The organism is Sphingomonadaceae bacterium OTU29LAMAA1, from assembly GCA_024072375.1.
Lineage (GTDB): Bacteria > Pseudomonadota > Alphaproteobacteria > Sphingomonadales > Sphingomonadaceae > Sphingomonas.
This window is the reverse complement of record CP099617.1, coordinates 2,417,709-2,436,435: the sequence shown is the minus strand read 5'-3', so window position 1 is coordinate 2,436,435 and position 18,727 is coordinate 2,417,709. Positions and strand designations below refer to the sequence as shown.

Below are 18,727 nucleotides of genomic sequence, written 5' to 3'. Positions count from 1 at the left end.
GGGAGGAAGGGGAGGGCAACTTGAGTTGCCCGGTGGGTGAAGCTCAGCGTTCGCTCAGATAATAGCGATCCGTCGCCACAAGCGAACCGTCCAGTTCGTAGACGATCGGCTGACCGGTCGGAATCTCCAGTCCGGTGATTTCATCGTCGGGAATGTTCGACAGGTGCTTCACCAATGCACGCAACGAATTGCCGTGCGCCGAGATCAGCACCCGCTGCCCTTCGCGCAGCAGCGGTGCGATCCGCTCCTCGTAATAGGGCAGGACGCGGTCGATCGTGTCCTTCAGGCTCTCTGTCGACGGAATGGCGATGCCGGCATAGCGGCGATCCTGCGACAGATCATATTCGCTGCCCGCCTCCAGTACCGGCGGCGGAATGTCGAAGCTGCGGCGCCAGATATGTACCTGTTCGTCGCCATGCTTCGCCGCGGTCTCCGCCTTGTCGAGCCCGGTCAGGCCGCCGTAATGCCGCTCATTCAGGCGCCAGTCCTTTTCGGTCGGCAGCCACAGCCGGCCCATCGCTTCCAGCGCCAGATTGAGCGTCTTGATCGCGCGCGTCTGCAACGACGTGAACGTCATGTCGAAATCGAGGCCCTTCGCCGCCATCAGCTCGCCCGCCGCGCGGGCCTCCGCCGCACCCTTTTCGGTGACGTCGACGTCCCACCAGCCGGTGAAGCGGTTTTCGAGGTTCCAGCTGGACTGGCCGTGGCGGATCAGGACGAGGCGAGGCATCAGGACTCCCGAAGAGAAAGGGTGAGGAACTGGTTGTGCGGACTGGGGCGATAGTCCGCGAAGGCATTCGTGTCGATGAAGCCGGCACTGCGGTATAGCGCGACGGCGGACGCGTGCAGATCGGCCGTGCCGGTTTCCAGACTCAACCGGCCGTAGCCGCGCGCCTGCGCCTCCTCGACGACATGGGCGAGCAGCGCGCGGCCGACGCCTGTGCCGCGCGCCTCGGGGGCGGCCCGCATCGACTTCAGCTCGCCGTGATCAGAATCGAGCTGTTTCAGCGCGACGAAACCGACCAGCGTTTCGCCGCGCCATGCCGTCCAGAACGTCACCTCCGGCGCCGCCAGCCCGGTCGCGTCGAGGGCGAAGGCGAACTCCGCCATATTCCCGCGCAATTCGGTCAGGTGATGCGCCAGCAAAGCCGCGACGTAGGGCGCTGCCGGATCGTCGCGGCGGATATGCATCAGATCTCGTCGATCATCGTCGCCAGCACCTCGAGGCACGACACGCCGAGTCGCTTGCTGCGTTCGCCCGACCAGCCGAATTCCGCGTCGGGATTGGGGTCGTGATCCTTGAACGGCATCTCCAGCGTCACCGACACCGCGCCGAACCGCTGCGCCAGCTGATTGGTCGACATCGACAGGTTCGCATTGCCGGCGCTCGACTTCTCATAGCCTTTGCCGACCTGAAAATCGGGCGTGTGTGCCGCCAGCCGATCGCCGAACGCATAGAATTTCGCGCCGTGATCGTCGGTCCAGTTGGGAATACCCTCGTAGCCCGCGATGAAGTTCGCCGGGATCGCCTCGTCGCCATGCACGTCGATCGCGAAGGCAACGCCGGTCTCGTCCATCGCATTGCGCACGCACAACACCTCGGGGCTGCGCTCTGCCGAAGGTGCATGCCATTCGCGATTGAGGTTCACGCCTGCCGCATTGGTGCGCAGATGCCCCCGCCGCGTGCCGTCCGGGTTCATGTTCGGAACGACATGCACCGTCGCCTTGGCCAGCAGCGGTGCCGCGGCGTCGCTGGTCAACCATTCCAGCGCGCCCTCCATCCACCATTCGGCCATCGATTCGCCGGGATGCTGACGCGCGTACAGCCACACCGGCCTGGGACCATTGCCGATCCGGAAATAGTCGATGGCCTGCCCGTCGAGCGACACGCCCAGTTCGCGATGCGTAACCCCCGGCTTTGCGGCGATCCGGGCGACCAGATCGTCGTGCATCTCCATCGTGTAGGGCGCGAAATAGGCGAACCATGTCAACTCGCCCTCGACCGTGTAATCGAAGGATAGCACGCCGTCGTCGTAGGTCGTGTCGATCATCCGCCACGCCCGCCGATCGCCGCTGGCGCGTGTCTTGTATCCCGGCCAGCCGAAGGGGTAGGCGGACGTGCCGGCATTAATGATGCGGAAGGTCAGCCGCCGCCCGTGCGCCCCGGCCACGCGAAAGTAGAACCACTGGAAGAAGTCCGAGGCGTGATCCTGCACGATCTCCAGATCGACGCGATCGCCATCGATGCCGACGACACGGATATTGCCGCCGTCGAAGGCGGCGTTGATGCTGATGGTCATGAAAACGCCCGATTATTTGACGGTGATGGTACGGCCGGACTGACCGGGGAAGCCGGTGAACAGCGCCCGCGCGAGCTTGCCCGCCTGCTCGTCGGCACCCTTGATGTCGCTGACGCCCTGCGCGCGGCCTTCCCATACCGGCGACTGGTCGGCCCGCCGCTTGATCGTCACCGACAGCTCCGCGACCAGCAACTGCGTTGACCCGCCGCCGCCGATCGGAAAGCCGACGCCACCGCCCAGTCCGACGCCGCCACCACTCCGGCCGCCGCTGAAGCCGCCGCCACCGATGCCGATGCTGATCGGCGATCGGCGTGGCGGTCCCTCCTGGCTGGTGCGCGTGAAGCCGACGGTGGCGATGAAATCGGGCGTCACGCCCTGCGCCGGGACGCTATAGCCGGCCTTCAGCAATTCGCCCTGAACCGCGGCGGCATAGGTCTTGAACTCCAGACTGGCCGGCGCGCCGCCCGACAGCGGCTCGACCGCCACGGTGCCGCGCGCGATCGGCTCGCCGAGGTGATAACGGATGACCTCCGTCGGCGGCAGCGGCGCGGTGGTCGCACAACCGGCAAGCGTCGCGGCACCGATGCCGATGGCCAGAAGGGAACGGATGGTCATGACGGGAGCTACCTTTGCGATACGTTGCGCTGCTGAAACGCTCTAACGCGCCCTGCGTTGCTTGACTATTGCGACCCCGGCCCTTAGGCGCTCGCGCTTTCACCGACACCGTCAATTTCTAAAAAGAAGCGAATCGATCATGAAGATCCGCAATAGCCTGAAGTCGCTCAAGGACCGTCATCGCGACAACCGCGTGATCCGTCGTCGCGGCCGCACCTATGTCATCAACAAGACCAACCGTCGCTTCAAGGCGCGTCAGGGCTAAGCCATTTTGGCGACGCCTGCGGCCGACGTCATCCCGGCGGCCGTTGTTCCAACGGCGGTCATCTTCGACGTCGGCCGGGTCCTGTACGACTGGGATCCGCGTATCCTTTACGGGCGCCTGATCGACGACGATCGGGCGCTCAATGCATTCCTGCGCGACGTCGTCACGCACGAATGGCATTTCCAGCATGATGCCGGACGCGACTTCGCCGACACCTCGGCGGAGCTTGCCGCGCTATACCCGCAGCATGCCGAACTGATCGCCGTGTGGGGTCCGCGTTTTCTGGAAAGCATCGGCGATCCGATCGCGGGCATGCGCGCCCTGGTCGACGAACTGGAAGCGGCGAATGTGCCGCTCTACGCGATCACCAATTTCAGCCACGAATTCTGGCCACCGTTCCGCGCGCGCGAAGCCGCGATGTTCGACCGCTTTCGCGACGTGGTCGTGTCGGGCGTCGAGAAGATGGTGAAGCCCGATCCCGCGATCTATCGCCTCGCGCTGGACCGGTTCGGACTGCGCGCGGAAAGCACCGTCTTTATCGACGACAATGCGGCAAATATCGAAGGCGCGCTGAGCGTCGGCCTGATCGCGCTGCACTTCACCGACGAACCGACCCTGCGCAGCGACATGCGCGCACTGGGCCTGCTCAGGTAAGATCGGCCTGCTCACATAACAGCGCAGCATTCCTGCGCACGCAGGAACCCGGAGCGACGTCACAGCCGTGGCTCCGGGGCACCCTTTCCAGCTTAGACGTAGTCCTTCAACTCATCGCCAATGATCCGCACCACGTGCAACACGTTGGTCGATCCCGGCGTGCGGAAGGGGACGCCCGCCATCACGATCACGCGGTCGCCCGCCTTGGCGATGCCGGTGCGCAACGCCATGCGCTTGGCCTTGCCGACCATGTCCTCGAACGATTCGACGTCGCGGGTGTGGACGGCATGCGTTCCCCACAACAGGCCGAGGCGGCGCGCGGTGTCCTTGCTCGGCGTCAGCACCAGGATCGGCACCGATGGCCGCTCGCGAGCGATGCGGCGCGCTGTGGAGCCCGACGTGGTGAAGCAGATGATCGCCGTCGCCGACGTCGTCTTGGCGATCTGCTTGGCGGCTTCCGCCAGCGCGTCGGCGGTCGTCGGATCGGGCCGCATCACGGTGAAATGGACGCGATCGCCATGCATCGGATCGCCTTCGACCGAGATGCCGATCGAATTCATCATCGCCACCGATTCGACCGGCCATGCACCCGCCGCGCTTTCGGCAGAGAGCATGATCGCATCGGCGCCGTCGTAGATCGCGGTAGCGACGTCGGACACTTCGGCGCGGGTCGGCGACGGGCTCTGGATCATCGATTCGAGCATCTGCGTCGCGACCACGACCGGTCGTCCCAGCCGGCGCGAGGTTTCGACGATGCGCTTCTGGAGCGGCGGTACCGTCTGCGGCGGCAGCTCGACGCCCAGGTCGCCGCGTGCGACCATCACGCCGTCGCACATCTCGACGATCTCCTCGAGGCGATCGATCGCGGCCGGCTTCTCGATCTTGGCGAGCAACGCCGCCTTGCCGCCGATCAGCTTGCGCGCCTCGGCCAGATCCTCGGGCCGCTGTACGAACGACAGCGCGATCCAGTCGACACCCTGTTCGACCGCGAAGGCGAGGTCGCTGCGATCCTTCTCGGTCAGCGCGGCCATCGGCAGCACCACGTCGGGAACGTTCAGCCCCTTGTTGTTCGACAGCGCGCCGCCGACCTCGACCTGCGTCTCGATCCGGTCGGGACCGTGATCGGTGACGCGCAGCACAAGCTTGCCGTCGTCGAGCAACAGGCGTGCGCCCGGTTCGATCGCGGCGAAAATCTCCTTGTGCGGCAGCTCGACGCGGGTGGCGTCACCCGGGGTCTTGTCGCGGTCGAGAACGAAGGTGCTGCCGCTTTCGAGCATGGTCCTGCCGCCCTCGAACTTGCCGACGCGCAGCTTGGGGCCCTGCAGATCGGCGAGGATCGTCGTCGGCCGCTGGAACTCCTTCTCGAGCCCGCGGATCGCCTGGATCACCGCAACCTTGGACTGCTGGTCGCCATGGCTCATGTTGATGCGGAACGCGTCCGCGCCCGCCTGGAACAGCGTGGCGATCATCTCGGGTGTGTTGCTCGCCGGACCAAGGGTCGCGAGCACGCGCACTTTCCGCGAACGGGGCGCAATGGCTGTGGTCATAGAAAGGCTCCTGGGGAATGGCCGCGCCCCCCTCTAGACCCTATCTAGTCGCGATCAACCTTCGGAAAGACTCGTATGACCGACAAACTCGACGCCCTGCCCGATGCGGTGGCCGCACAGGCCTTTCGCCGCCTCGTCCGCCACCTGCGCCACCGTACCGATGCGCAGAACGTCGACCTGATGGGCCTGTCCGGATTCTGCCGCAACTGCCTGTCCGACTGGATCGAGGAGGCGGGAGATATGCCCAAGGCCGATGCGCGCGAGACGATATACGGCATGCCGCAATCGGAATGGAAGGCGCGCTATCAGACCGAGGCGACCCCGGAGCAACTCGCCCGCATGGACGAGAGCCTCAAGCTGAACGCGCAGGATGACGCGCTCGACGAAGCGCTGGACGAAAGCTTCCCGGCCAGCGATCCGCCGGCGATGACCGAACCCGGCCGGGGTTGAGCCGAACAGGGTAAACGCCTAGACGCCCGCCCCTACCGGTCGCGACCGGTATCCTTTCAGCGAATCATATGAGGGCCGCGGGACGCTCGCGGCGGGGTGGGACAATGGCGGACGAACGGCAAGAAGGCATGGGCGGCGGACAGGTCGCAGCGGACGAACTGCGCCTGCTGATCGAGCGCGCCGAGCGCCTCGAAGAAGAGAAGAAGGGCATCTCGGACGACATCAAGGACGTGATGGCCGAGGCCAAGGGTCGCGGATACGATCCCAAGGCGATCCGCAAGATCCTGTCGATCCGCAAGAAGAAGAAGGAAGAGTACCAAGAGGAGGAGGCGATCCTCGAGGTGTACATGCAGGCGCTCGGCATGATCTGATCCGACGGCGGCTTGACGCTGCGGACTCGGCCGTATTACTTGCATAACTCACCTGTGCGAGGATGCTGCCGATGCGCTATCGTTTTGCCGCCGCCCTGTTTTCGACGATCGCGGCGTCCGCCACGGCGGCGGGCACATCCGATATCGCTTCGGTGGAGCGCGTGGTCGACCGGTTCAACGCGGCCCGCGCCGCATTCGACGAGGCGGCGCTCGGCAACACGCTCGCACCCGATTATCAGGAAATCTCGCCGGTCGGCGACGTCGACGATCGGGCGAAGGTGCTCGGTTTCTATCGCGCCGACCAGCGGCGGGCGGGACCGGCGATCGAGCGTGCCGATCGTCGCACCAGCCTGCACGGGACGTTCGCGATCGAGACGGAGCGGCTCTCATTCACCATGACGCGGCCGGACGGCGTATCGGCGACCCGATCGATGCGCGCCCGCTATGTCGCGGTACGCAGCGGGCGGGGCTGGCGGCTGCTGTCGGCGCAATATACTCCGATGCCGTCGGCGAAATAGCGGAACGCGGAGCAACGCTTTCGTAAGTGGGTTTGGCGATCATGCGGTCATGACCTTCATCGCACTGCTGCTCGCATTGGTCGTGATCAACCTGTTGACCGTGCTGACCTTCGCCCATGACAAGGCGCGCGCAAGCAGCGGTGGCTGGCGGGTGCGCGAATCGACGTTGCTGAGCCTCGCCTTTTTCGGCGGATCGCCGGGTGCTCTGTGGGCGCGACGACGGTTCCGCCACAAGACGCGCAAACAGCCGTTCGCGACCTACCTCGACCTGATCGCGATGGTGCATGCCGGCGTGCTTATCGGACTGGCGACGCTGGCGATCTGGTAATCGCCGATCGGATCGGAGTTACGCTGCCTCGCTTGCCGCCGTCGTCCAGCCCAGCCGCGGGATCGTGATCGATCGCTTGCCCGACAGGTCGACCCGCGCAACGAACAGCTCGCGGCTTTCGATATATCCGATCAGCCGCCGTACCCGCCCCAGCGAGCTGGTGCCGTAGGTCTCTGCCATCGCCGCGTCCGAGGGGCACGGCTCGCCGCCCTTCGCCGCGCGGGCGACCAGCAGGAACGCGCCGATCATGTCGTCGGGCAGCGAATAGGCGAGCTCCATCGCCTCCGCCCATTGCGGGTCGGTGACGTCGAAGATGCCCGCCCGCGCCGCCGACAGCCGCCGGGTGAAGCCGGGCAGGTCGAGCGGCGGTTTCGCCAGCCCCGCCATCCGGCAGCGGACCTGGAAATCCTGGAACAGCACCGATGGCGGACGCAGCGCCGAATCGCGATCCGCGACGATCGCCTCCAGCACGGCGGCGTAGATCGCTTCGACCTCGCCGTCCGACTTGTCGGGCAGCGGCGCCAGCGTCGTCTGCTGCGACATCGGCCGCTCGATCGTGTCGAGCAATTCGTCGGCCGGCACCCGGCGCGGGCGCGACTCGAAGCTCATCGGCAGCTGCGGCGCTTCTTCGGGTGGGGGCGCGAAGATGAGTTGCTGCAAATTCTCCGCCGGCGAGGCTGGTAGCGGCGTCAGCTTGGGGCTGCCGCTGCGCGCCGAGGTGGCGACCTGACCGATCTTCACCGTGATCGGCCGCCGCGACACCGCCGGCCCCAGCGCGAGGAAGGTGCCGCGCGCCAGATCGCGGATCGATTCGGCCTGCCGCCGCTCCATGCCAAGCAAGTCGGCGGCGCGCGCCATGTCGATGTCCAGAAAGGTGCGGCCCATCAGGAAGTTCGACGCCTCTGCCGCGACGTTCTTGGCGAGCTTGGCCAGCCGCTGCGTTGCGATCACGCCGGCAAGCCCGCGCTTGCGCCCGCGGCACATCAGGTTGGTCATCGCCGACAGCGATGCGCGCCGCACCTCTTCGGCGACCTCGCCGCCCGTCGTAGGCGCGAACAACTGCGCCTCGTCCACCACCACCAGCGCCGGATACCAATGTTCGCGTGGGGCATCGAACAGCGCCGACAGGAACGCGGCGGCGCAGCGCATCTGCCCCTCCGCCTCCAGCCCCTCGAGGCTCAGCACGACGGACGCGCGGTGTTCGCGAAGCCGGGTGGCGATCCGGGCGATTTCGGGGACCGAATAATCCGCCGCCTCGATCACGACGTGACCGTACGGCCCGGCGAGCGTGACGAAGTCGCCCTCCGGATCGATCACCACCTGCTGCACCTGACCCGCCGATCCTTCGAGCAGGCGGCGCAGCAGGTGCGACTTGCCCGACCCCGAATTGCCCTGGACGAGCAATCGGGTGGCGAGCAGTTCTTCGAGGTCCATGGTCACGGGTGCGCCGCGATCGTCGCTGCCCATGTCTACGCTGACGGTCATTGCGTCCGCGTTTGGCGTATCGTGGGGGTGCGGGGCAAGGGGCGTGTGGCTCGGTCTGGCGAAAACCGCCTCACCGGCCTAAGGGCGATGCGATTATCGGTTAGAGGCAGTCATGGCAGGCCATTCCAAGTTCAAGAACATCATGCACCGCAAGGGCGCGCAGGATAAGAAGCGCTCGGGCATGTTTTCCAAGCTTTCCCGCGAAATCACCGTCGCGGCGAAGATGGGTCTTCCCGACCCCGACATGAACCCGCGCCTCCGCGCTGCGGTCAACGCTGCCAAGGCGCAGTCGGTCCCCAAGGACAACATCCAGCGCGCGATCGACAAGGCGTCGAAGGGCGACACCGAGAATTACGAGGAAATTCGCTACGAGGGCTTCGGCCCCGGCGGCGTGTCGCTGATCATCGAGGCCCTGAGCGACAACCGCAACCGCACCGCGACCAACGTCCGTACCGCCGTCGCCAAGAACGGCGGCAATCTCGGTGCGTCCGGTTCGGTCAGCCACGCCTTCGACCGCGTCGGCCTGATCTCCTATCCGGCATCCGCCGGCGACGCCGAAAAGGTGTTTGAGGCGGCATTGGAAGCCGGTGCCGAGGACGTCACCTCGTCCGAGGATGGCCACGAGATCTGGACGGCGGTCGGCGACCTGCACGAAGTCGCCAGGGCGCTGGAGTCGGTGCTGGGCGAGTTCGAGGGTGCGAAGCTCGCGTGGCGCCCGCAGGTGATGGTGTCGGTCGATGAGGGCGACGCCGCGACGCTGTTCAAGCTGATCGACACGCTCGACGACGATGACGACGTCCAGACGGTATGGGGCAATTACGAAGTGTCCGACGAGGTGATGGAAAAGCTGGGCTGAGATGTAGGGTTTCGGTGAGACCTGCTCCACCCCAACCCCTTCCCCTAAACGGGATTGGCTGAGCAGCAGAAAAGCCCCTCCTCTTCAGAGGAGGGGTTGGGGTGGAGGATACGTGGAGATGAGTGACAACGCCCGCCAAAACCGCCGTAACCCGACCGAGCCGGAACTCCGCCTGTGGCGCCACCTGTCCAACTCGCAACTCGGCGACTTCAAGTTCCGCCGTCAGCACGCGATCGGCAACCGCATCCTCGACGTCTTCTGCCCCTCGATCGCTCTCGGGATCGAAATCGATGGCCACACCCACGATCCCGACGACGATTGTCGTCGCGACGCGCTTCTCAAGCATCAGCATGGCGTCACCGTCCTGCGCTTTACCAACACCGACGTCATGACCAACATGGAGGGCGTACTCCTGACCATCCTCGATCAGGCCCGCCACATGCCATCCCGCTGGATGACGAAGGGTGTCCTCCACCCCAACCCCTCCTCTGAAGAGGAGGGGCTTTCCCGATGATTATCCTCGGTCTCGACCCCGGTCTGGGCACCACCGGCTGGGGCGTCATCCATGCCGACGGCAACCGGTTGCGGCATATCGCCAACGGACAGATCAAGACCGATCCGTCGATGGCGCTCCCCCGCCGCCTGTCGAACCTGCACGCCGCGCTGATCGACGTCATCCTTGCGGAGCGTCCCGACGGCGCGGCGGTCGAGGAGGTGCTCGGCAACACCAATGCGCAATCCACCCTCAAGCTGGGTCAGGCGCGCGGCGTGGTGCTGCTCGCCGCCGCATCCAGCGGGTTGCACATCGGCGAATACCACCCTTCCACCGTCAAAAAGGCGGTCGTCGGCACCGGCGGCGCGGAAAAACGGCAGATTCAGGCGATGATGGCGGTGCTGTTGCCCGGCGCGAAGCTCTCCGGCCCGGACGCCGCCGATGCGCTCGCGGTGGCGATCACGCATGCGCATCATCTCGCCTCTGCCCAAGGCATGGCCCGTCGTGCCAGAGTGACCGCATGATCGCACACCTGAAAGGCCGCCTCGATTCGACGGGCGTGGATTACGCGGTGATCGACGTCGGCGGCGTCGGCTACCTCATTGGCGCCTCCGCTCGCACGCTCGCTGCGATCGGCCCGGTGGGGGAGGCGGCGATGCTCCACACCGAGATGCTGGTGGCCGAGGATTCGATCCGCCTCGTCGGCTTCGCCCGCGCCGAGGAGCGCGACTGGTATCGGTTGCTGACGAGTGTTCAGGGGGTAGGATCGCGCGTCGCGCTCGCGATTCTGTCGGCACTCGACACGCAGGAGATCGCCCGCGCGGTGTCCGCGCAGGACAAGGCGATGGTCGCCCGCGCCAATGGCGTCGGCCCGAAGCTCGCCGAACGCATCGTCCGCGAATTGAAGGACAAGGTCGGCACGGTGGCCCTCGGTCCGGCGGCGGCGGCGCAAGTCATGCCCGTCGGCGCCGCTGCGGATGCGGTGTCGGCGCTGCTCAACCTTGGCTTCCGTCCCGCCGAAGCGGCGAATGCGGTCGGTGCGGCAGAGGAAGACCTCGGCCCTGCGGCGACGCTGGATGCCCTGGTTCGCCTCGCGCTGCGCAAGGCCGCAAAAAGCTAAGCGCCTTCCGCGGTGATGCCGCTGCTTCCCTCTCCCGCCGGGAGAGGGAAAAGACGCCGAAGGCGGCGAAAGGGTGAGGGCAGGCGCGACGCACTAACCACCTCGAGAACCCCACAGTCCCGCCCCGATCGCCAGCGCCGCACAGGCCATCACGATCGCCGCGATCATCAGTGCGCCGTCGCGCACCAGCAGTGCCAGCCCGAACGCCGCGATCGCCAGCATCGGCGCCGAACTGGCGAACGGCAGCAGTTCCAGCGGCGGTACGGTCAGCGCCAGCACGATGCACCCCACTGCCGCGATCCGCACGAACGGTCCCTTGGTCAGCGCCGGCAGCCGGCCGTGGAACCAGCGATCCATGAACCGCGCCAGCCCGCGCAGCTTGTTGGTCGCCTTGCACAATGCGTCCGCCGACACGCTCCGCCGCTCGACGAAGCCCGGCAGCCACAGATGCTTGCGACCGAACACCATCTGCCCGGCGATCAGGATGATGATCGCCGCGATCGCGGTCGGTACGCCCGGGATGCCGCCGATCGGCGACAGCTCGATCAACGGCAACAACACCAGGAACGGGCCATAGCTGCGATTGCCGAACGCCTGAATCGCATCGCCCAGCGACACGCGCTCGTCCTTGCCGGCAAGCTCTTCCAACGTATCGAGAATATCGCCGATGCTCTGCGGTTCGTCTGCCATCACCGACAAACGAGAGCACGTGCGGCGCGTTCCGGTTTGCCCGCTGCGACACGCTTCGCTACGGAACGAAGCGTGACCGACAGCGACCGCCTTCTCTCCGCCAGCCGCCGTCCCGAGGATGTCGACGCGGCGCTGCGCCCGCGCAGCCTCGACGAATTCGTCGGCCAGCAGGCGGCGCGCGAGAACCTGCGCGTGTTCATCGAGGCGGCACGCGGGCGCGGCGACGCGCTCGACCACGTGCTGTTCTTCGGCCCCCCCGGTCTCGGCAAGACGACGCTGGCGCAGATCATCGCGCGCGAGATGGGTGTCGGTTTCCGCGCGACCTCCGGCCCGGTCATCGCCAAGTCGGGCGACCTCGCCGCGCTGCTCACCAACCTCGAGGACGGCGACGTGCTGTTCATCGACGAGATTCACCGCCTGCAACCCGCGGTCGAGGAGGTGCTCTACCCGGCGATGGAGGACCGCGCGCTCGACCTGATGATCGGCGAGGGGCCATCGGCGCGCAGCGTCCGCATCGATCTGCCCAAATTCACGCTGGTCGGCGCGACGACGCGGCAGGGTCTGCTCACTACGCCGCTGCGCGATCGCTTCGGCATACCCGTCCGCCTGCAATTCTACACGGTCGAGGAACTGACGCGGGTGGTGACGCGCGCCGCCGGGCTGCTCGACCTCGGCATCGCCCCCGATGGCGCGAGCGAAATCGCCCGCCGCGCCCGCGGCACGCCGCGCATCGCCGGCCGCCTGCTGCGCCGGGTGCGCGATTTTGCCAACGTCGCCGGCACGCCGACCGTCGATCGCGCCGCCGCCGACCGCGCGCTCAACCGGCTGGAAGTCGATTCGCTCGGGCTGGACGCGATGGACCGCCGCTACCTCCACATGATCGCCGACATCTACCGCGGCGGCCCGGTCGGCGTGGAGACGCTCGCCGCTGGCCTGTCCGAACCGCGCGACACGATCGAGGAGGTGATCGAGCCGTATCTGATCCAGCTCGGCCTCGTCGCCCGCACCGCCCGCGGGCGCGTGCTGAACGCGGGCGGCTGGAAGCACCTCGGCCTCAACCCGCCCGCCGGATCGCAGGACGGACTGTTCGACTGACGCTCGCCGTCGCCGCTTTGCGCTGACGGACCGGATGTGATCTATCGTCCGGATCGATCATCATCCGGAGCCGATCCATGCCGTCCACCACGAAGTCCACCGGTATCCTGGCGATGGCGGCGATCCTATCGGCAGGCTGCTGGGTGCAGACCGCCGCGGCACAGGCGGTCTTCCAGGGAGCCGGACAGGCTTCGGAAATCGATTGTGACGGGGGAGAGGCGCAGATCAACGGCGCCAGCAACACCATCACCGTCAACGGTCCCTGCACCTTGCTGTCGGTGCAGGGCGCCGGCAACATCGTGACGGTCGATCTGGCGGCGAAATCCACGATCCGCGTGGTCGGAAGCGGCAATAGGATCACGTGGCGTGCGCCGGAAAAGGCGCGACCGCGGGTCTTGAGCACGGGCGCCGACAATCGCATCCGGCGCGCCCCGTAATCGATCGATAGCGGGGCTGCGCCGCCAAGCGCCTTTTGTTGCGTGGCACTCGGGGCTGGCGTCTGATAGCTAACGCGAATGCCCGTGTCCGCCGCCGCCTCCGCCCGTGAAATCCTCACCCGCCTTCATGACGTGATGGCCGGTCGCAACCCGGCGCAGGCCAAGCTGAACGCCGTCGTCGGCATCATCGCCGAGGCGATGGATAGCGAGGTCTGCTCGATCTACCTGCTGCGCGAAGGCGTGCTGGAACTGTTCGCCACCCGCGGGCTGGATCAGGCGGCGGTGCACGTCACCAAGCTGGCGCTCGGCGAGGGCCTCGTCGGCACGATCGCCGAGGACGTCGAGGTCCTGAACCTCGACGAGGCCGCCAGCCATCCGGACTTCGCCTACAAGCCCGAAACGGGCGAGGAACGCTACCACAGCTTCGCCGGCGTCCCTATCATCCGTCGCGAGCGCGCGGTGGGCGTGCTCGCGGTGCAGCACAGCGAGCAGCGCAAATATCAGGACGTCGAGATCGAGGCGTTGCAGACCGTCGCGATGGTGCTGTCCGAACTCATCGCCAACGCCGGGCTGATCGACACCGCCGGCACCGGCAACAACCGGCCGCAATCCACCGCCGCCGTCCGCCTGCCCGGGCAGAAGCTGGTCGAGGGGATGGGGTCGGGCTATGCCGTCTTCCACCAGCCGCGCATCGTCGTCGAACACACCGTCGCCGAGGATACCGACGCCGAACGCCACCGCGTCTACGCCGCCTTCGACAAGATGCGCGAACAGATCGACCGGATGACGCGCGAGGCGGAATTCGGCGTCGGCGGCGAGCATGAGGAGGTCCTCCAGACCTACAAGATGTTCGCCTATGACGAAGGCTGGTCGCGCCGGATCAACGAGGCGATCGACAGCGGCCTTACCGCAGAAGCCGCGATCGAGCGCGTCCAGCAGCGTACCCGCCAGCGCATGCGCCAGATCGACGATCCGCTGCTCGCCGACCGCATGCACGATCTCGAGGATCTGGCGAACCGCCTGCTCCGCATCGTGTCGGGACAGATGGGCACTGCGGCGCAGATGGGACTGCGGCAGGATACCATCCTGATCGCGCGCAACCTCGGCCCCGCCGAACTGCTCGAATACGACAAGCGCCGGCTGAAGGGCGTGATCCTCGAGGAAGGATCGCTGACCGCGCACGTCACCATCGTCGCGCGGGCGATGGGCGTGCCGGTGCTGGGCCGCGTGCGCGACGTGCGGCGCCTGATCGCTGAGGGCGACCTGCTGCTGCTCGATTCGGTCGCCGGCAACGTCTTCGTCCGCCCGTCGTCGGCGATGGACGAGGCGTTCGAATCCAAGCTGGCGCTCCGTCAGAAGCGGAAGGCCGCCTTTGCCGCGCTGCGCGATGTGCCGCCGGAAACGAAGGACGGCCACCGCATCACGCTGATGGTCAATGCCGGCCTGCGCGACGACGTGGCGGCACTCGACGTCACCGGCGCCGACGGCATCGGCCTGTTCCGCACCGAATTCCAGTTCCTCGTTTCCGCGACGCTGCCACAGCGCGAGCGTCAGCAGCGCCTGTACAAGGAGGTGCTGGATGCCGCCGGCGATCGGCCCGTCATCTTCCGCACCGTCGACATCGGCGGCGACAAGGCCTTGCCCTACCTCAACAAGGAGCATGCGGACGAGGAGAACCCCGCGATGGGCTGGCGCGCGCTGCGTCTCGCGCTCCATCGCGATGGCCTGATGAAGGTGCAGGCGCGCGCGTTGATCGAGGCGGCGTCGGGCCGCACGCTCAACGTCATGTTCCCGATGGTGTCGGAGGCCTGGGAGTTCGCCGAGGCCAAGGCGCTGTTCGAGGCGCAGCGGGCGTGGATCGGTGCACGGGGCCGCCGCCTGCCGGTGGAGATCCGCTATGGCGCGATGCTCGAAGTGCCTGCGCTCGCCGACCAGCTCGATCTGCTGCTGCCGGACATCGATTTCCTGTCGGTCGGCACCAACGATCTGACGCAATTCCTGTTCGCCGCCGATCGCGCCAATCCGCGGCTGGCGGAGCGATACGACTGGCTCAGCCCGTCGATCCTCCGCTTCCTCAGCCGCGTCGTCGCGCCGTGCCGGGAAGCCGGCGTGGCGCTGGCGGTGTGCGGCGAAATGGGCGGCAGGCCGCTGGAAGCGATGGCTTTGATCGGTCTGGGCATCGATCGGCTGTCGATCACGCCGGCGGCGATAGGCCCGATCAAGGCGATGGTCCGCAGCCTCGATTCCGCCGCCCTGCGCCGCTTCGTCGCCGAACTGATCGCACGTCCGCCCCGCGACATGCGCGGCGCTTTGACCGACTGGGCGACCCAAAGCGGCGTCGATCTGGCCTAAACCACGGGCGAACCGGGCGTCGCTCACGTTGACTTGCAGCAAGGCATCGGGGAATGTCGCCCGGTCAGCAATCCGCAGCCCTCCCTTGGAGACACGAATGGACGAGGTCGATTCCGGCCAGCCCTCACCGAACCCTGTTCCGCCGGCACGTCCGGGGGAGAGGTTGCGTGTCGCGCGGGAAAGCCGGGGCCTGAGCCTCGCGGAAGTGGCTGCGCGCACCCGTGTGCCGCAACGGCATCTGGAGGCGCTCGAAGCGGGCGATTATAGTGCCTTGCCGTCGCCGACCTACGCGATGGGCTTTTCCAAGGCCTATGCCCGCGCCGTCGATGCGGACGAGGTCGCGATCGGCCAGGCCATTCGCGCGGAACTCGACCGGCTCGGGCCACGCCGGCCGGAATATGTCCCCTATGAAACCGCCGATCCCGCTCGCGTGCCGTCGCGGGGTATCGCGATCGCCGGTGTCGGCATCGCGCTCGCGGTGCTCATTCTGGTCGGGCTGTGGTACGGCACCAACCTGTTCCAGCCGCGCAACCGGACCCCGGGCGCCAGCGAGGCGGTCGTCGCGCAAACGATCGCGCCGACGCCGACCGCCGCTGCCCGGCCTGCGGCCGCGACCGGTGGCCAGGTGGTGCTGACCGCCAGCGACGACGTATGGCTGCGCGTCTACGATGCGGACAACAAGACGCTGTACCTCGGCACGATGAAGCCGGGCGAGCGGTTCGAGGTGCCGGCGAACGCGAACAATCCGATGATCAACGTCGGCCGTCCGGACAAGTTGGCGGTGACGCTCAACGGCTCTGCGATTCCTCCGCTCGGCGACGGATCACGCGCGATCAAGGACGTCCGCGTCAGTGGCGAGGCGATCGCTGCGCGCCTGTCCGGCCAGCCGGCGGCTGCCGCCACGTCGAGCCCCGGCGCGGCGGGTGATACCGGCGTCGATCGCTCGACCGGCGGGAGCAGCGGCGCGCGCACCAGCCGGCGCGAGACGCGTCCCGCATTGAGCGAGACGGAGCGTGCCAACCTCCAGTCGTCGCAAGAACCGGCGGCTACGGTAAATTCTTCCGCGCCTTAAGGCTGGCGACAGGTGGCCGGATGCAGCTATGACGGCGTGCCATTAACCAACCACGCGCCGGGGGGTGCCTTGACCATGCGTACGATCATGTGGGCGCTCGCCGCCGCAACCGCTCTCGTTCCGGCCGCTGCGCTGGCGCAGAGCAACGTCGAGGGCCGCGTCGGCAAGCTCGAAAGCGAAATGCGCGCGGTGCAGCGCAAGGTGTTCCCGGGCGGCGCCGGCCAATATCTTCAGCCCGAGATCACCCGTCCCGATGCGCCGCAGCAGGCCGGCGGCATTCCCGCGACCAGCGCGGTCGCCGATGTCACCAGCCGCGTCACCGCGCTGGAACAGCAGATGGCCGGCATGACCGACCAGATCGAACAAACCGGCTACAAGCTTCGCCAGTTGCAGGACCAGTTCGACGCGTACAAGCGCGGCACCGATGCGAAGCTCGCCGGCCTCGCTGCGACGCCCGCGCTGGCGACGACCACGCCGTCGACACCGCTCGGCGACGATGCGGCCGCGAGCGGCGCGACGGCCAGCACCACCGGTCGCCCCCCGCGCACGACGACGTCCCGGCCCACGGCGACCGCGTCGCGGCCCGCCGCCGAGGATGTTGCGGCTGCCCCGGTTGCGGTCGCTGGCGTCGAAAAGCCCGCCACAGGTGACACGCCCGAGGATGAATATACCTATGGCTATCGCCTGTGGGCGGCGAAGCAATATCCGCAGGCCGAGGCGCAGTTGAAGAAGATGGTCGCGGCCTATCCCAAGCACCGGCGCGCCAGCTTCGCGCAGAATCTGCTGGGTCGCGCCTATCTGGATGAAGGCAAGCCGAGCCTCGCCTCGATGGCGTTCTACGACAATTACAAGAAGATGCCGGACGGGGAGCGGGCGCCGGACAGCCTGTATTATCTCGCGCAATCGCTGATGAAGCTCAACAAGCCTGCCGACGCCTGCAAGGTGTACGGCGAGCTGACCGATGTCTATGCCACCAAGATCTCCGGACAGATGAAGGCCGATGTCGAAAAGGGCCGCACCGCCGCCAAATGCCAGTGAACCGTTCGCCCGACAGGCGGAACGTTTCCATCAGGACCTGATCCGGACGCTGGGGCACGAGCCCCGTGGACCGACGCTGTTCGCCGTATCCGGCGGGCCGGACAGCATGGCGATGCTGACGCTCGCCGCCGCGACGTTCGCGGGGCGGGTTCAGGCGGTGACGGTCGATCATCGCCTGCGCGCGGCTGCGGCGGACGAGGCGGCGATGGTTGCCGCGCATTGCGCGATGCTGCGCGTGCCGCATGCGATTCTAACCCCCGCCGAACCGATCGCCGGTGCCAGCATTCAGGCGGCGGCGCGGACCGCCCGATACGCTTTGCTCGCCGCGCATGCGTGCGAGACGGGTGCGGAGGTGCTGGCCACGGCGCATCACGTCGACGATCAGGCCGAAACCTTCCTGATGCGTGCCGCCCGCGGGTCGGGCATCGCCGGGCTGGCGGGCGTGCGACCGCGTGCGACGATCGACGGCGTCACGGTCATCCGACCGCTGCTCGAGTGGCGTCGTGCCGAATTGCGGGCGATCGTCCGGCGCGCGGAGGTGCCGTTCGTCGACGATCCCTCGAACCAGGATCCCGCACACGATCGCACCCGTTTCCGCCGCCTGCTCGATGCCAACGAATGGCTCGGTCCGCCGCAGCTGGCACGGTCGGCCGCGGCGCTGGCGGAGGCGGACGGCGATGTCCGGGCGATCGTCGCATGGCTGTGGTCGAGCCGCGCGTCCGCCAGGGGCAACGTCGTGCGGATCGATGTGGACGGCCTGCCGCGGGAACTGACGCGGCGCCTCGCCCGCCGCGCGATCGGGCTGGTGATCGACACCGCCGGCCTCGTCGCACCGCGGTGGAGCGATTCGGTGAATATCGAGGCGCTGCTGGACGCACTCGCCGCCGGCAAGCGTGCGACGCAGGCGGGCGTGGTGGTCAACCCACAAGGTACGGAGTGGCGCTTCCGCCCTGCGCCGGCGCGGCGATCGGGCTGATACGCCCCGCGCATTGGTCGATCGATCGGGGTTTTGAAACTTTTATAAAGCGGCGGGTGGTCGAC

The 18,727-nt window shown here is 67.2% G+C and carries 23 protein-coding genes; 16 read left to right on the top strand and 7 right to left on the bottom strand.

All coding sequences use genetic code 11. From position 1 onward, the window contains the following. Positions 1 to 43 precede the first annotated feature (43 nt). Genes gpmA through NF699_11875 form a run of 4 tightly spaced genes read right to left on the bottom strand, consistent with a single transcriptional unit; the run spans position 44 to position 2,915 of the window. Positions 44 to 730 (bottom strand): 2,3-diphosphoglycerate-dependent phosphoglycerate mutase, encoded by a 687-nt coding sequence (gpmA, locus tag NF699_11890; GenBank protein ID USU03775.1) that lies wholly within the window; start codon positions 728 to 730, stop codon positions 44 to 46. Then, positions 730 to 1,191: a GNAT family N-acetyltransferase gene (locus NF699_11885; protein ID USU03774.1), complete on the bottom strand. Its 462-nt coding sequence runs from the start codon at positions 1,189 to 1,191 to the stop codon at positions 730 to 732. The genes gpmA and NF699_11885 overlap by 1 nt, the downstream gene beginning before the upstream one ends. Continuing rightward, complete coding sequence (locus NF699_11880; GenBank protein USU03773.1) at positions 1,191 to 2,300, bottom strand: M14-type cytosolic carboxypeptidase; 1,110 nt, start codon at positions 2,298 to 2,300, stop codon at positions 1,191 to 1,193. Before NF699_11880 ends, NF699_11885 begins: the two co-directional genes overlap by 1 nt. Positions 2,301 to 2,312: 12 nt before the next feature. After that, positions 2,313 to 2,915, bottom strand: coding sequence for a DUF4136 domain-containing protein (locus tag NF699_11875; GenBank protein USU03772.1), 603 nt, complete (start codon positions 2,913 to 2,915; stop codon positions 2,313 to 2,315). Between the two features lie 139 nt (positions 2,916 to 3,054). Between NF699_11875 and ykgO the strand changes: the two genes are divergently transcribed. Next, positions 3,055 to 3,180 carry a type B 50S ribosomal protein L36 gene (gene ykgO, locus NF699_11870; protein ID USU03771.1) on the top strand — a complete coding sequence of 42 codons (126 nt, stop codon included), beginning with the start codon at positions 3,055 to 3,057 and terminating at the stop codon, positions 3,178 to 3,180. Positions 3,181 to 3,186: 6 nt separating this feature from the next. Beyond that, on the top strand, positions 3,187 to 3,834 hold the full coding sequence (locus NF699_11865; protein ID USU03770.1) for an HAD family phosphatase: 648 nt from the start codon (positions 3,187 to 3,189) through the stop codon (positions 3,832 to 3,834). A 92-nt stretch (positions 3,835 to 3,926) separates the two neighbouring features. On the opposite strand, the gene pyk is transcribed toward NF699_11865, so the two are convergent. Beyond that, positions 3,927 to 5,381 (bottom strand): pyruvate kinase, encoded by a 1,455-nt coding sequence (gene pyk, locus NF699_11860; GenBank protein ID USU03769.1) that lies wholly within the window; start codon positions 5,379 to 5,381, stop codon positions 3,927 to 3,929. A 75-nt stretch (positions 5,382 to 5,456) separates the two neighbouring features. On the opposite strand from pyk, the gene NF699_11855 reads away from it, so the two are divergent. From NF699_11855 to NF699_11840, 4 genes are all read left to right on the top strand, one after another. Continuing rightward, positions 5,457 to 5,831 carry a DUF1244 domain-containing protein gene (locus NF699_11855; protein USU03768.1) on the top strand — a complete coding sequence of 125 codons (375 nt, stop codon included), beginning with the start codon at positions 5,457 to 5,459 and terminating at the stop codon, positions 5,829 to 5,831. Between the two features lie 104 nt (positions 5,832 to 5,935). Further along, complete coding sequence (locus tag NF699_11850) at positions 5,936 to 6,202, top strand: DUF2312 domain-containing protein (protein ID USU03767.1); 267 nt, start codon at positions 5,936 to 5,938, stop codon at positions 6,200 to 6,202. A 71-nt stretch (positions 6,203 to 6,273) separates the two neighbouring features. Then, the gene (locus tag NF699_11845) at positions 6,274 to 6,720 is read left to right on the top strand and encodes a nuclear transport factor 2 family protein (protein ID USU03766.1); all 447 of its coding nucleotides are present in this window, start codon (positions 6,274 to 6,276) and stop codon (positions 6,718 to 6,720) included. 49 nt (positions 6,721 to 6,769) lie between these two features. Continuing rightward, positions 6,770 to 7,048 (top strand): DUF1294 domain-containing protein, encoded by a 279-nt coding sequence (locus NF699_11840; GenBank protein ID USU03765.1) that lies wholly within the window; start codon positions 6,770 to 6,772, stop codon positions 7,046 to 7,048. An 18-nt stretch (positions 7,049 to 7,066) separates the two neighbouring features. On the opposite strand, the gene NF699_11835 is transcribed toward NF699_11840, so the two are convergent. Then, on the bottom strand, positions 7,067 to 8,533 hold the full coding sequence (locus NF699_11835) for an ATP-binding protein (protein ID USU03764.1): 1,467 nt from the start codon (positions 8,531 to 8,533) through the stop codon (positions 7,067 to 7,069). A gap of 112 nt (positions 8,534 to 8,645) precedes the next feature. Here NF699_11835 and NF699_11830 point away from each other — a divergent pair, with 112 nt between their 5' ends. The 4 genes from NF699_11830 to ruvA all read left to right on the top strand — a co-directional run bounded on the left by NF699_11830 (position 8,646) and on the right by ruvA (position 11,002). Continuing rightward, positions 8,646 to 9,389, top strand: a complete 744-nt coding sequence (locus NF699_11830) for a YebC/PmpR family DNA-binding transcriptional regulator (GenBank protein USU03763.1) — start codon at positions 8,646 to 8,648, stop codon at positions 9,387 to 9,389. Between the two features lie 118 nt (positions 9,390 to 9,507). Then, positions 9,508 to 9,903: an endonuclease domain-containing protein gene (locus NF699_11825; GenBank protein USU03762.1), complete on the top strand. Its 396-nt coding sequence runs from the start codon at positions 9,508 to 9,510 to the stop codon at positions 9,901 to 9,903. After that, on the top strand, positions 9,900 to 10,406 hold the full coding sequence (gene ruvC / locus NF699_11820) for a crossover junction endodeoxyribonuclease RuvC (protein ID USU03761.1): 507 nt from the start codon (positions 9,900 to 9,902) through the stop codon (positions 10,404 to 10,406). The genes NF699_11825 and ruvC overlap by 4 nt, the downstream gene beginning before the upstream one ends. Beyond that, positions 10,403 to 11,002 carry a Holliday junction branch migration protein RuvA gene (gene ruvA, locus NF699_11815; GenBank protein USU03760.1) on the top strand — a complete coding sequence of 200 codons (600 nt, stop codon included), beginning with the start codon at positions 10,403 to 10,405 and terminating at the stop codon, positions 11,000 to 11,002. The genes ruvC and ruvA overlap by 4 nt, the downstream gene beginning before the upstream one ends. A 93-nt stretch (positions 11,003 to 11,095) precedes the next feature. Here ruvA and NF699_11810 read toward each other — a convergent pair whose 3' ends face one another. Next, positions 11,096 to 11,692, bottom strand: coding sequence for an exopolysaccharide biosynthesis protein (locus NF699_11810; GenBank protein USU03759.1), 597 nt, complete (start codon positions 11,690 to 11,692; stop codon positions 11,096 to 11,098). Positions 11,693 to 11,764: 72 nt separating this feature from the next. Here NF699_11810 and ruvB point away from each other — a divergent pair, with 72 nt between their 5' ends. From ruvB to tilS, 6 genes are all read left to right on the top strand, one after another. Continuing rightward, the gene (gene ruvB, locus NF699_11805) at positions 11,765 to 12,787 is read left to right on the top strand and encodes a Holliday junction branch migration DNA helicase RuvB (protein ID USU03758.1); all 1,023 of its coding nucleotides are present in this window, start codon (positions 11,765 to 11,767) and stop codon (positions 12,785 to 12,787) included. Between the two features lie 77 nt (positions 12,788 to 12,864). Next, positions 12,865 to 13,224, top strand: a complete 360-nt coding sequence (locus tag NF699_11800; protein USU03757.1) for a DUF3060 domain-containing protein — start codon at positions 12,865 to 12,867, stop codon at positions 13,222 to 13,224. Positions 13,225 to 13,302: 78 nt separating this feature from the next. Beyond that, positions 13,303 to 15,576 carry a phosphoenolpyruvate--protein phosphotransferase gene (gene ptsP, locus NF699_11795; protein ID USU03756.1) on the top strand — a complete coding sequence of 758 codons (2,274 nt, stop codon included), beginning with the start codon at positions 13,303 to 13,305 and terminating at the stop codon, positions 15,574 to 15,576. A gap of 97 nt (positions 15,577 to 15,673) precedes the next feature. Further along, complete coding sequence (locus NF699_11790; GenBank protein USU03755.1) at positions 15,674 to 16,648, top strand: DUF4115 domain-containing protein; 975 nt, start codon at positions 15,674 to 15,676, stop codon at positions 16,646 to 16,648. A gap of 75 nt (positions 16,649 to 16,723) precedes the next feature. Then, positions 16,724 to 17,686: a hypothetical protein gene (locus NF699_11785; protein USU03754.1), complete on the top strand. Its 963-nt coding sequence runs from the start codon at positions 16,724 to 16,726 to the stop codon at positions 17,684 to 17,686. Continuing rightward, positions 17,649 to 18,662 carry a tRNA lysidine(34) synthetase TilS gene (tilS, locus tag NF699_11780; GenBank protein ID USU03753.1) on the top strand — a complete coding sequence of 338 codons (1,014 nt, stop codon included), beginning with the start codon at positions 17,649 to 17,651 and terminating at the stop codon, positions 18,660 to 18,662. Before NF699_11785 ends, tilS begins: the two co-directional genes overlap by 38 nt. Positions 18,663 to 18,727: the final 65 nt, after the last annotated feature.

Excerpts from the sequence above, each read along its gene's own strand:
- tilS (USU03753.1), top strand. The coding sequence starts at position 17,649 with ATGTCGAAAAGGGCCGCACCGCCGCCAAATGCCAGTGAACCGTTCGCC.
- ruvA (USU03760.1), top strand. The coding sequence starts at position 10,403 with ATGATCGCACACCTGAAAGGCCGCCTCGATTCGACGGGCGTGGATTAC.
- NF699_11830 (USU03763.1), top strand. The coding sequence starts at position 8,646 with ATGGCAGGCCATTCCAAGTTCAAGAACATCATGCACCGCAAGGGCGCG.
- NF699_11810 (USU03759.1), bottom strand. The coding sequence starts at position 11,692 with ATGGCAGACGAACCGCAGAGCATCGGCGATATTCTCGATACGTTGGAA.
- NF699_11885 (USU03774.1), bottom strand. The coding sequence starts at position 1,191 with ATGCATATCCGCCGCGACGATCCGGCAGCGCCCTACGTCGCGGCTTTG.
- gpmA (USU03775.1), bottom strand. The coding sequence starts at position 730 with ATGCCTCGCCTCGTCCTGATCCGCCACGGCCAGTCCAGCTGGAACCTC.
- NF699_11840 (USU03765.1), top strand. The coding sequence starts at position 6,770 with ATGACCTTCATCGCACTGCTGCTCGCATTGGTCGTGATCAACCTGTTG.
- NF699_11850 (USU03767.1), top strand. The coding sequence starts at position 5,936 with ATGGCGGACGAACGGCAAGAAGGCATGGGCGGCGGACAGGTCGCAGCG.
- ptsP (USU03756.1), top strand. The coding sequence starts at position 13,303 with ATGCCCGTGTCCGCCGCCGCCTCCGCCCGTGAAATCCTCACCCGCCTT.
- NF699_11845 (USU03766.1), top strand. The coding sequence starts at position 6,274 with ATGCGCTATCGTTTTGCCGCCGCCCTGTTTTCGACGATCGCGGCGTCC.
- pyk (USU03769.1), bottom strand. The coding sequence starts at position 5,381 with ATGACCACAGCCATTGCGCCCCGTTCGCGGAAAGTGCGCGTGCTCGCG.
- NF699_11855 (USU03768.1), top strand. The coding sequence starts at position 5,457 with ATGACCGACAAACTCGACGCCCTGCCCGATGCGGTGGCCGCACAGGCC.
- NF699_11875 (USU03772.1), bottom strand. The coding sequence starts at position 2,915 with ATGACCATCCGTTCCCTTCTGGCCATCGGCATCGGTGCCGCGACGCTT.
- NF699_11790 (USU03755.1), top strand. The coding sequence starts at position 15,674 with ATGGACGAGGTCGATTCCGGCCAGCCCTCACCGAACCCTGTTCCGCCG.
- ykgO (USU03771.1), top strand. The coding sequence starts at position 3,055 with ATGAAGATCCGCAATAGCCTGAAGTCGCTCAAGGACCGTCATCGCGAC.
- NF699_11880 (USU03773.1), bottom strand. The coding sequence starts at position 2,300 with ATGACCATCAGCATCAACGCCGCCTTCGACGGCGGCAATATCCGTGTC.
- ruvC (USU03761.1), top strand. The coding sequence starts at position 9,900 with ATGATTATCCTCGGTCTCGACCCCGGTCTGGGCACCACCGGCTGGGGC.
- NF699_11800 (USU03757.1), top strand. The coding sequence starts at position 12,865 with ATGCCGTCCACCACGAAGTCCACCGGTATCCTGGCGATGGCGGCGATC.
- NF699_11835 (USU03764.1), bottom strand. The coding sequence starts at position 8,533 with ATGACCGTCAGCGTAGACATGGGCAGCGACGATCGCGGCGCACCCGTG.
- NF699_11785 (USU03754.1), top strand. The coding sequence starts at position 16,724 with ATGCGTACGATCATGTGGGCGCTCGCCGCCGCAACCGCTCTCGTTCCG.
- NF699_11825 (USU03762.1), top strand. The coding sequence starts at position 9,508 with ATGAGTGACAACGCCCGCCAAAACCGCCGTAACCCGACCGAGCCGGAA.